Annotated in this window: 1 protein-coding gene; it reads right to left on the minus strand. The window is 65.5% G+C overall.

Annotated elements, in window-relative coordinates; translation table 11 throughout:
* Nucleotides 1–149: 149 nt before the first annotated feature.
* The coding region (locus QMX81_RS20880; RefSeq protein WP_282264398.1) for a BCCT family transporter at nucleotides 150–1,188 on the minus strand (1,039 nt) is incomplete at its 5' end.

Genomic DNA, 1,188 nt, shown 5'->3' on the forward strand with positions numbered 1-1,188 from the left:
GGACGGGGCGGGTGGGTTGTCGGGACCATGAGCGCCATGGATGGCGCGACATGAGCCTCCATGGACGGATTCACGGCGTGTCCCGCCAACCCACCCGTCCCGGCCCGCCCACCGATAGCCCGGGAAGCGTGCCGCTCCAGGCGACCAACTCAAGGCGCCCGAGCCGCCTCATCGCGAGTCTCTTCCTGCGCCGCGATCTCCCGCTCGATCCACTCATCCATCAACCGCCGCGCGCGCTGCGCACGGCGCCGCTGCAGCGCATGCTCCATATCCAGTACCCGATACAACGACCACATCACCGCCAGCATCAACAACGCAAACGGCAATGCCGCGATCGTGATCATCCCCTGCAGCGCATTGAGACCGCCCGCCAACAAGAGTACGCCCGCGATCAACGCGATCGCCACGCCCCACACCATCCTGCGCGCCAATGGCGGATCGCCCGCCTCCTCCGTCGACATCGTCGCCAGCACCAGCACCGCCGAATCGGCCGAGGTCACGAAGAAGATCATCAACAACACCAGCGCGATCACCGACAGCACCGTCGGCATCGGCAGGCTGTCGAACATCGTGAACAGCACCGTCTCGTAGCCATTGCCCAGCGCCTGCGCCAGATCCACGTGGCCGAAAATCTGCGACCACAGCGCCGTGCCGCCGAACACCGAGAACCACAGGAAGCCCAGCACGCTCGGCGCGATCACCACGCCCAGCACGAACTCGCGGATGCTGCGCCCACGCGAGACGCGCGCGATGAACGAGCCCACGAACGGCGCCCACGCGATCCACCACGCCCAGTAGAAGATCGTCCAGTCCGCCACCCACGTGCTGCCCGAGAACGGCGACATCCGCAGGCTCATCGTCACCAGTGAATTGAGGTAGGAACCGATCGTGGTGGTGAACGTATCGAAGATGAAGCCGGTCGGCCCGAGCACCAGGATCAGCGCCAGCAGCAATGCCGCCAGGCCGAGGTTGAAGTTCGAGAGCCACTTGATGCCGCGATGCACGCCACTGGTGGTGGAAGCCATGTACAGCACGAACGCCACGGCGATGATGGTCAACTGCACCGGCACCGAGGCCTGGATGCCGAACACCCGCTCAAGACCCGCCGCGATCTGGATCGTGCCGAAGCCAAGCGTGGTGGGCCCCCCCAATGCCCTTTGCACCAACTCGGCCCCCATTAAACCGGGT

Source organism: Stenotrophomonas sp. PS02301, assembly GCF_029959485.1.
Taxonomy (GTDB): Bacteria; Pseudomonadota; Gammaproteobacteria; order Xanthomonadales; family Xanthomonadaceae; genus Stenotrophomonas; species Stenotrophomonas maltophilia_Z.